Origin of the sequence: Endozoicomonas sp. ONNA2 (genome assembly GCF_024606365.1) — a bacterium.
Taxonomy (GTDB): Bacteria; Pseudomonadota; Gammaproteobacteria; order Pseudomonadales; family Endozoicomonadaceae; genus Endozoicomonas.
This window is the reverse complement of the sequence record NZ_JAHHPO010000828.1, coordinates 1-8,785: the sequence shown is the minus strand read 5'-3', so window position 1 is coordinate 8,785 and position 8,785 is coordinate 1. Positions and strand designations below refer to the sequence as shown.

The following is an 8,785-nucleotide window of genomic DNA, read 5'->3' as shown; positions in this document are numbered from 1 at the left end:
ATTAAATTGGTAAAATTCTTCCGGTGCAATCAAAACCTTACGGATTCAGGTTATAGTCAATGAGATATCTTATCAACATCACCCATATAAAGCCGTGGCTCGCGTTCCAGCTGAACACCAAACTTGTCATTGACTTTCTGCTGAACCTGCCCGGAGAAAGAGAGCACATCCCGGACAGTGGCCCCACCGTGATTAACCAGCACGAGTGCCTGTTTATGATATGTCCCTACACAACCCTTTCGCGCACCTTTCATCCCGGCCTGATCAATTAACCAACCAGCGGCCAGTTTCCAGTTCTGGCCAAGAGGGTAAGCGACAATATCCGGATATATCTGCTTCAGGCGATCCATCTCTGACGGTGATACCTCAGGGTTTTTGAAAAAACTGCCAGCATTACCCAGGCAAGAGGGATCCGGCAACTTTTCCCGGCGAATATCACAAACAGCCCGACTGACATCAACTGCGGATGGTGCCTGATCACCAAGACGTCTGGCCAGCAGATCACCTAACTGGCCATAGCCAAGATTGGGTTTTAATGTTGCATCAAGATCCAGGGTCACAGAGACAATAATATATTGATCACGCTTTTCGCCTTTGAATACCGAATCGCGATAACCAAAGCCACAACTTTGCCGATCAAAATATTCCACCAGCCCCGATTCAAGGCTCATCGCCTCCAATGAAACGAAAGAGTCCATCAACTCGACACCATAGGCACCAATGTTCTGTATAGGTGCTGCGCCTACGTTACCCGGTATCAAGGACAGGTTTTCCAGCCCATAGGCCCTGTTATCAAGAGACCACAACACAAACTCATGCCAGTTCTCTCCCGCCCGGGCCCGGACCCGAACATAATCCTGATCACGATTCAACACCGTTCTTCCCTTGAGATTAACGTGCACAACCAGGGCATCCAGAACATCGCCAAGCACGACATTACTGCCACCGCCGAGGGGAATAACGGGCAACTGCTTGTCCCTGGCAAAAGCCAGTGCCGATTGCAGTTCAACAACCGAATTTACCTCAGCGTAGTATTTGGCAGTGGATGGCAACCCCAGGGTATTTTTCTCCACCAGGGAATAGTTATGACAAATCGCGACCGGAAAATTCATTGATAGTTAATTCAATAGATATTGGAGGGATCAACCCGCACAGCCTGATAGAAAGATGCTATTTGTGGGTTTTCTGCAAATGGTCCAGCAACGCAACCCCACCTAGCTCAACAAGATTAAGTACCCGCGCAAATCCTTCATTACCACCATAGTAGGGGTCCGGCACTTCAGAGACTGGCAGGTCAGCAAAATCAAGAAAAAGCCGCAGCTTATGGGCATGTTCAGGCGGACAGCTCTGTTGCAGGTCCTTCAGGTTTTCCCTATCCATGGCCAGGATATAATCCTGCTCAACAAAGTCAGCGGGGACAACCTTGCGGGAGCGAATGAATGACAGGTCATAACCATGATCTGCGGCTTGTTGCATTGACCGGCTGTCTGGCAATGCCCCGTCATGCCAGCCACTGGTGCCCGCTGAATCAACTCTGACAGAGTCTGACCAGCCTGCTTCTGCCACTTGATGGGCAAAAACACCATGGGCAGTGGGTGACCGACAGATATTTCCCAGGCAGACGAACAATACTTTTGTCATTATTTTCAGGCCCTGACCGTTTTTTCACCGTGCTCAAGTTCTGTTTCCGGCCCGCTTTCATGGGCTCTTTCCAGCATTGCACGAACTGCCAGCAGATCCTGTTCCGTATCGACCCCGTGGGGCGGTATTTCTATCGCTTCGGCCACGTGAATCCGATAGCCATTCCACATCAGTCGAAGCTGCTCAAGAGACTCCATGTGCTCAATCGGGCTGACACCCCAGGTCACATAATGATTCAGCAGCTCAACCCGATAGGCATAGATACCTATATGACGCTGGAAGCAGGCGTCTGCCGATACTCTTTTTTCTTCCGTGGCAAAATCGTCCCGTGCCCAGGGAATGGGTGCACGACTGAAATAAAGTGCATATCCCCGGGCATCGGCAACCACTTTGACAATACCGGGATCGAAAATCTGCATCGCCCGGGTCAACGGACTGGATAACGTAGCAGCCCCTGCCTCAGGCGACAGCTGCAGATTTCTGGCCACCTGATTGATCACAGATGGGGGGATCAGAGGTTCATCGCCCTGCACATTAACGATGATTTCATCATCCTTCAGACCATAGATTCTGGCCACTTCCTGCAACCGGTCAGTACCAGAAGGATGCCCCGCCAGCGTCATGCATACCTCTGCCCCAAAACCTTCAGCCACCTTCAGAATTCGCTCATCATCCGTAGCAATAATAACCTTTCCGGCGGCACTGGCCAGCGCCCGCTCATAAACATGCTGCACCATCGGTTTGCCCCCGATATCAGCCAATGGCTTGCCCGGCAAACGGCTGGAGGCAAAACGGGCAGGTATCACAACTGTGAAGTCGGGGCCATTGGCCGATAAAAAGCCATGTGTCATCAGGGCGCCTCATCCATACGTTCATCAGCAGTCAATGTGCGTGCCTCACCTTCGAGCATGACAGGAATACCGTCACGAATGGGATAAGCAAGACCACAGGGTCTGCAAACCAGCTCCTGACGCTCTTTATCTGGCCGCACTCCCCCTTTACACAGCGGGCAGGCCAGAATTTCAAACAGCGTTTTATCCATCATTATTCCTCAGCGATCTGCCAGAAAATACCGGCTTACGAGCTTCAATCATTGCCATCAGCTGCTCAATACATGAGTCCGATACCCGGGTTGTCACCGGCAGATACCAGTGTCTGTGATCGGCAAAACCGGTGCATTTAACGGCATCCTTGGCTGTCATTATCACCGGAAGATCATCGTTAAAACAGATATCTTTCGCCGTAAATGAGTGGTGATCAGGAAAGGGATGACTAATGACCTCGTATCCCAGGGAGCGCAGTGTATTAAAAAAACGCTCCGGATAACCAATGCCGGCAACACCATGAACCCGGCCTGTATCGGGCATGTGTAACGACATGCCCGTTACACTGACCGGCGCCCCGGGCTCAAGGGAAAAATAGTACAGTTTATCTTGCCCCAGCGGCGCCAGGGCGAGCCGACTTTCGACTGCCTGAGCCGACAGGGAAGCGCTGTTGGTGTTGATCAGAATCATATCCACCTGGCTTATTCTTTCCGGTGGTTCCCGAAGCGGGCCTGCAGGCAAACACAGTTGGTTACCAAGCAACCGGTCACCATCGAGAACCAATACCTCAATATGCCGTAGCAGATTATAGTGCTGCAATCCATCATCTGCGATGATCAGATTGCAGTCTGTCTGGTCACAGAGATAGCGGGCCGCCTTTACCCGATCAATATCGACAATCAAGGGAACGTTCAACTGTCGGGCGAGCATAACCGGCTCATCCCCAGCGTTTACCGGGTCTGAATCCGACCTGACCGCCAAGGGCATATCTCTGGTTTTTGCAGCAAATCCACGGCTGATAATCCCTGGCCGATACCCCCTCTTCTGGAATTCCCACACAAGAGCAGCAACCAGGGGGGTTTTACCGGTTCCTCCTATTGTGATATTACCCACCACAATGACCGGCACAGGCGGTGCCCAGCGCGATGTTTGCAGCAAACGCTGTTTTCTTTTCGAAGCCAGATAAGAAAATAGGCAAGCCAGTGGCTTGAGACACCGGGTCCAGCCACCGGAAGAACAATACCAGGAATCAGTCACAGACTGGCCAAACCGCTGCCAGAGCCTCACTGATCAGGCTCGGTATCTTTTCGCGTAGTCATGCTCAGGTTGGTAAAACCCAGCTGCCCTGCAGCATCCATTGCCGTAACCACCGCCTGATAGGGTGTATTGGCGTCAGCGGTAATAATCAGCGGTACCTTGTTGTCCCCCAGACTGACTTTATCCAGTACCCGCTTGAGCGTATCAAGCTGACCATTGACCAGTGCCTGACCGTCAACGGCAAAGTCTCCAGACTTACTGATGGTGATCTCAATCTGCTCTGGCTGCTGCTGCAACACTGCTCCGGAGGATTCCGGCAAGTTAATGGCCAGATGCGTTTCCCTGGTGAAGGTGGTCGAGACCATAAAGAAAATCAGCAGCAGGAATACCACATCAATCAAGGGTGTCAGATTGATCGACACCTCTTGGGGATTTATCTGTCTTCGGAAATTCATTTTTTCCTGGCCTCACTGCCCAGTGCAGGGGAAGAACCCAAAGCGGACAGGGAACCCTTGCGGTCACCCTGCAGCACTTCAACCAGCTTGATCGCATCCTGCTCCATGGCAACCACCAGCTCATCAATGCGGCGGGTGAAATAGCGGTGGAAAATCAGGGCCGGAATAGCCACGGTAAGTCCTGCAGCCGTGGTGATCAGTGCCTTGGAAATCCCGCCAGCAAGCACACCGGCATTACCGGTGCCTTCAACCATCAGCACAGTAAAGACATCAATCATGCCAATCACGGTTCCCAACAAGCCCAGCAGCGGAGCAATCGCGGCAATGGTCCCCAGGGTATTGAGATAACGTTCAAGGTCATGGATCACCTTGCCAGCCTGTTCTTCAATACTCTCTTTCATGATTTCCCGGCCACTGCGGGCATTGGTCAAACCTGCAGCCAGAATTTCTCCCAGTGGCGACCCGGCTTTCAGCTGGTCAAGCTTGCGCTTGTCCAGCCCATTACCCTTAATCCACCGCCATACTTGAGAAAGGGTATTTTTGGGTGCAATACGTGCGGGTCTCAACGTCCAGAGCCGCTCGAAGATGATTGCCATGGCAATGACTGAAGAAAACAGGATAGGCATCATCAGCCAACCACCGGATTTCACCAATTCGAACACAATAATCTTCCCTTATATAGACAAATTCATGATTCCTGGACCCGGTTAATGTCAGGCATGCCAGTTCCCAAAATTATTAATAGACTGTATCACAGAGATTCGCGCCATTTAAGCGGTAACTGACCCGATAGAGTCAGAGCCACCAGTAGCGGGCGTGCGTTCTGCGGTATGCTGATACGGTGAGATCACCACTGCCGAGCGTAAGCGAAAGTGAGCCATCCAAAGCGGTATTAAAAATTTGCGCCCCGAGATTTTGCGCACGACCCACTGTTGCAACAGCCGGATGACCGAACCGATTGGCAAAGCCAGCGGAAAAAATAACCACTCCGGGCTGGACAGCACAGAGGAATTCGGAGCCACTGGAAAACCGGCTACCATGGTGGGCAGCCACCAGCACATTGGATTCAAGCTCAGCGCCCTGCTCTATTAACCGTTTCTCAACCCGGCCGCTAATATCCCCCGGCAGTAAAAGACTATCGGATCCTGCTGTTACTTTCAGGACGCAGGAGGCATCATTGCTACGCCGGTAATCACTGCCGGCCAGCACCGAAAATAAACCCCATCCCACTCCCAATGATCTCCGGGTTGGCATTTAACCCAATCTTGCTTAATGTTCGGCAGTTTGGTGCCACTGATAACCGGTACATTCGGAAATCTGGACAGCAGCGCTGGCAAACCGCCCGAATGATCCTGATCACCATGGGAAATCATGATGCGATCGATTTTGGTCACGCCGGACCTGGACAGCGCCGGAATGATAACGCTCTGTGCCGCTGTTAACCTCTGTGAGAAACGGTCACCGGTGTCGTAAACCATAAGGTGCTGATGTGTTCTGACCAACACAGACAACCCCTGCCCTACATCCAGAACCGTGACCTCAGCCTGACCAGCCGGTATCTCAAGTGGTTTTGAGAACAACGAGGGCATCAGCAGCACCGGTGCCAGCCAGCGCAAACCCAGAGTCGCCGGGGCAATCAGCAGCAACATGCCGGCCACAGCGAGAATCAGGCTCAGCCAGGATATAGCCTGCTGCGGTGGAATAAGAACCATCAGGCCAGACACCCACTGCAGCCCCCATTGAAACCCTGTTAGCAGATAATCAAGCCCGACCAAAATGAAGTGGGCAGTCTCAGGAAACACAAACTGCAAAAATGCACTGAGCAGCAACAAGGGAACAACGGCAATGCCAATCAGTGGAATAGCCAGAAGATTCACCAAAGGCGACAGAGGTGATACCGGCTGACCATTAAACAGGAGCAAAGGCGTCAACAGGACAAACACCAGCCATTGCGGCTTAAGCAGGGTTACCGGCCAGCCGGTCCTTTCTTTTCGACCGACCATGCCGAACAGCAGCGCGGCGACGGCGATGAAGGAATACCAGAATCCATTACTGGTTATGGCCAGGGGGTCAATGACCAGCACTGCAGCCAGAGCCAGCAACCAGAGTGTTGCGGGAGAGGCGCTGATACCCAGCAATGGCGCCAGTAATGCGGCAAAGGTCATCACCAGGGCCCGTTGCACCGGCACGCTGAACCCTGCCAACAGGGCATAAAACAAGGCAAACAGCATGCCTGTCAACGCCTTGACCACAGGTAAGGGTGCTCTTTGAAGTGGAATTAGTCCCAACCTCCCGACCATGGTTGCAAGGGAAAATCCCAACCAGGCCATAAGGCCAATATGCAGGCCGGAGATCACCATCAAATGGGTGGTTCCGGTCTCATTCAACACCTGCCATTGCTCAGTGTTGATGGCAGTTTTATCGCCCAGCAGCAGTGCTGAGAAAAGCCCCCGGTTATCATCAGATACTGTCGAGTACAACCACTGGCGCAAAGTCGCTCTGAGCTGATGAAGGCGATAGATCCCGGTAACACTATGATCGAGTAATGATCCGGCCTTCACATACCCTGTGGCCTGTATCCCCTGACGCACCGCCCAGGCCTCATAATCGAAAGCACCCGGGCTGGAAAAACCATGGGGCTGACGCAATCTCACAGTTAACTGCCAAGTCTCTCCAGCCTGCAATACCGGCGCTTCATACCAGCTGAGCCTGACTTTTTTGGGGTATGCACCACCACTGGCCTGGAAATCAAAGCGCGTTGCCATACCGTCTGTCACCGGCAGACTGGCAATCTTTCCTTCCATATTGATATTCCCACCTTGTCCATAGTCATCAAGGCGGTTGACAGCGTAATGTACTGCATACAACGAACTGACCAGGGCACCCGCCAGCAGGGGAAGGAGCCACCAGCCTCTGGCTGAAAATAAAACCCAAAGCAACAGGATAAAGAGGGGCAGACCAAGCCACAGCAGGACTGACAAACCACAAGTTAATGAAGCAATGCCGCTGGACAGTGCAAATAAAAGCAATCCCCTTGCCGGATTTATGATCGCTTGCGTGTGTCTAACGTCGTTTTGCCTGCCGTTCAAGTGCATAATTCCCAGCCTTACCTCACTAGCAGCCTTACCTCACTGAAAGTGCTGTTTCGCGCTACTTTGAATAGCAGTGAATAGCAGTCATCAGGCTTGGCATGACTGACCATTCCTTAATTACAAAGTGGCATGTTATGGCCGATGAATAGCTGCAAGCATAGAAGAATTTCTGGTTTAAAAGCCAATCCCGAACCGGGTCAGGGCAGCTGGCAAGACTTTCATACTGGCAAACCCAGTAAACCATGAACTAAAGTCATAGCTCAGGGCATGATGAGTTGATGTCATGATAGCAGTAAGATAGTGGAAGGATATGGCGAAAAAACTGATTAAAAAATATTTGCCGGAACCAAAAACCATTAAGGAAAATCGCCACCTGCGGTTTCTGGGTTCTGCATTGTATGATGCAAACCTGTGGCAGCTGAATCGCCGTTCCGCTGCTGCCGCATTTTTTGTTGGAATATTTGTAGCGTTTATTCCCATGCCTTTCCAAATGGTTCTGGCGGCATGTCTGGCCATTGTTTTCCGGTGCAATCTTCCTCTTTCTGCCGCACTGGTCTGGATTACCAACCCATTGACCATGCCTGCCATATTCTATTTTACATACAAAATCGGCTGTTTTATCCTTCAGACACCGGTAAGTGAAACTTCCTTTGAACTCACGATACAAGGTCTGGGTGCCGGACTTGCCCGTGTCTGGAAGCCTCTTTACCTGGGATCGCTGGTTTCAGGCACCGTGCTCGGCTTGACCAGTTACCTGCTGGTTCGGGCTTTCTGGCGCTGGAATGTTGTGATCAACTGGCGCCAGAGAAATAAACGTCGTTCTTGACCCGATCCTGTTAACTAACCGCTATACCAAAATCTCCAGAGAAAAAAGCCCCATGCAAAGAAACTTTCAAAAGCGCCCACCCAAGCTCAAAGGTCGCGGTCTGCTTGAAGCAGTCAGCACTGACGGCCCCCACAGTGACTGGCTGGGGATGCCGGATTACTATATCCATACCCTGACCGTTGCTGGTGATGAATACAAATACCTGTCTTCAGACAAGCAGCTGGATGTCAACATTGGTGATACTATAGTCTTCAGATATCAGAAAGTCGGCAAGACTGAACATCAGGAAAACCGCATTGATAAACGCTCCCTTGGTCTCTACATTGACCCAAGCCAATACCTTCAGGAAACGCCCTGAAGCCTGCCTGCGATGCCGTGTGACCCGGGTGAATCCAGGAGTTTGTTCATGGATAGACTACCTGGCTGCGGTTGCAATAAATTGGTCTAAAAATTCGGTTTTGTGAGGTGAATACCCTAAAGGGCACAAGCGGATTTTGAGATCTATTTTCTGCCGCCGCACAACTGCATGGATGCAGGTGGATGTGTGGATTTTTAACCATTTCAAGCACAAAGGCATTGATCAATAGTCGTTTACCTGTTCAGTCGTTTACCTGGTCATCAGGGTCATCACCGGACTATTCCAGAATATCTGCAAGCCAGTCAGACCGCTCATCATCAGACCAGCTGATC

At 51.5% G+C, this 8,785-nt stretch carries 11 protein-coding genes; 2 read left to right on the top strand and 9 right to left on the bottom strand.

Annotated features, from left to right (window positions below; all coding sequences use genetic code 11):
- Positions 1-56: 56 nt before the first annotated feature.
- The 9 genes from murB to KDK14_RS14645 all read right to left on the bottom strand — a co-directional run bounded on the left by murB (position 57) and on the right by KDK14_RS14645 (position 7,272).
- A complete protein-coding gene (gene murB, locus KDK14_RS14685) occupies positions 57-1,112 on the bottom strand; it encodes a UDP-N-acetylmuramate dehydrogenase (protein WP_257265920.1) in 1,056 nt (351 codons plus the stop codon).
- 58 nt (positions 1,113-1,170) lie between these two features.
- Positions 1,171-1,641, bottom strand: a complete 471-nt coding sequence (locus KDK14_RS14680; RefSeq protein ID WP_257265919.1) for a low molecular weight protein-tyrosine-phosphatase — start codon at positions 1,639-1,641, stop codon at positions 1,171-1,173.
- Positions 1,642-1,646: 5 nt separating this feature from the next.
- The gene (gene kdsB / locus KDK14_RS14675) at positions 1,647-2,492 is read right to left on the bottom strand and encodes a 3-deoxy-manno-octulosonate cytidylyltransferase (protein ID WP_257265918.1); all 846 of its coding nucleotides are present in this window, start codon (positions 2,490-2,492) and stop codon (positions 1,647-1,649) included.
- Positions 2,492-2,683, bottom strand: coding sequence for a Trm112 family protein (locus KDK14_RS14670; RefSeq protein WP_257265921.1), 192 nt, complete (start codon positions 2,681-2,683; stop codon positions 2,492-2,494). Before KDK14_RS14670 ends, kdsB begins: the two co-directional genes overlap by 1 nt.
- Positions 2,676-3,722 carry a tetraacyldisaccharide 4'-kinase gene (lpxK, locus tag KDK14_RS14665; RefSeq protein ID WP_257265917.1) on the bottom strand — a complete coding sequence of 349 codons (1,047 nt, stop codon included), beginning with the start codon at positions 3,720-3,722 and terminating at the stop codon, positions 2,676-2,678. Before lpxK ends, KDK14_RS14670 begins: the two co-directional genes overlap by 8 nt.
- 26 nt (positions 3,723-3,748) lie before the next feature.
- Positions 3,749-4,177 (bottom strand): biopolymer transporter ExbD, encoded by a 429-nt coding sequence (locus KDK14_RS14660; RefSeq protein WP_257265916.1) that lies wholly within the window; start codon positions 4,175-4,177, stop codon positions 3,749-3,751.
- Positions 4,174-4,839: a MotA/TolQ/ExbB proton channel family protein gene (locus KDK14_RS14655; protein ID WP_257265915.1), complete on the bottom strand. Its 666-nt coding sequence runs from the start codon at positions 4,837-4,839 to the stop codon at positions 4,174-4,176. The genes KDK14_RS14660 and KDK14_RS14655 overlap by 4 nt, the downstream gene beginning before the upstream one ends.
- 133 nt (positions 4,840-4,972) lie before the next feature.
- Positions 4,973-5,386 (bottom strand): ComEC/Rec2 family competence protein, encoded by a 414-nt coding sequence (locus tag KDK14_RS14650; RefSeq protein ID WP_257265914.1) that lies wholly within the window; start codon positions 5,384-5,386, stop codon positions 4,973-4,975.
- Positions 5,335-7,272 (bottom strand): DNA internalization-related competence protein ComEC/Rec2, encoded by a 1,938-nt coding sequence (locus KDK14_RS14645; RefSeq protein WP_257265913.1) that lies wholly within the window; start codon positions 7,270-7,272, stop codon positions 5,335-5,337. Before KDK14_RS14645 ends, KDK14_RS14650 begins: the two co-directional genes overlap by 52 nt.
- Before the next feature lie 307 nt (positions 7,273-7,579).
- Here KDK14_RS14645 and KDK14_RS14640 point away from each other — a divergent pair, with 307 nt between their 5' ends.
- Both KDK14_RS14640 and KDK14_RS14635 read left to right on the top strand, forming a co-directional pair.
- Complete coding sequence (locus KDK14_RS14640; RefSeq protein ID WP_257265912.1) at positions 7,580-8,095, top strand: DUF2062 domain-containing protein; 516 nt, start codon at positions 7,580-7,582, stop codon at positions 8,093-8,095.
- Positions 8,096-8,147: 52 nt separating this feature from the next.
- Positions 8,148-8,453: a hypothetical protein gene (locus KDK14_RS14635; RefSeq protein ID WP_257265911.1), complete on the top strand. Its 306-nt coding sequence runs from the start codon at positions 8,148-8,150 to the stop codon at positions 8,451-8,453.
- The last annotated feature ends 332 nt before the right edge of the window (positions 8,454-8,785 follow it).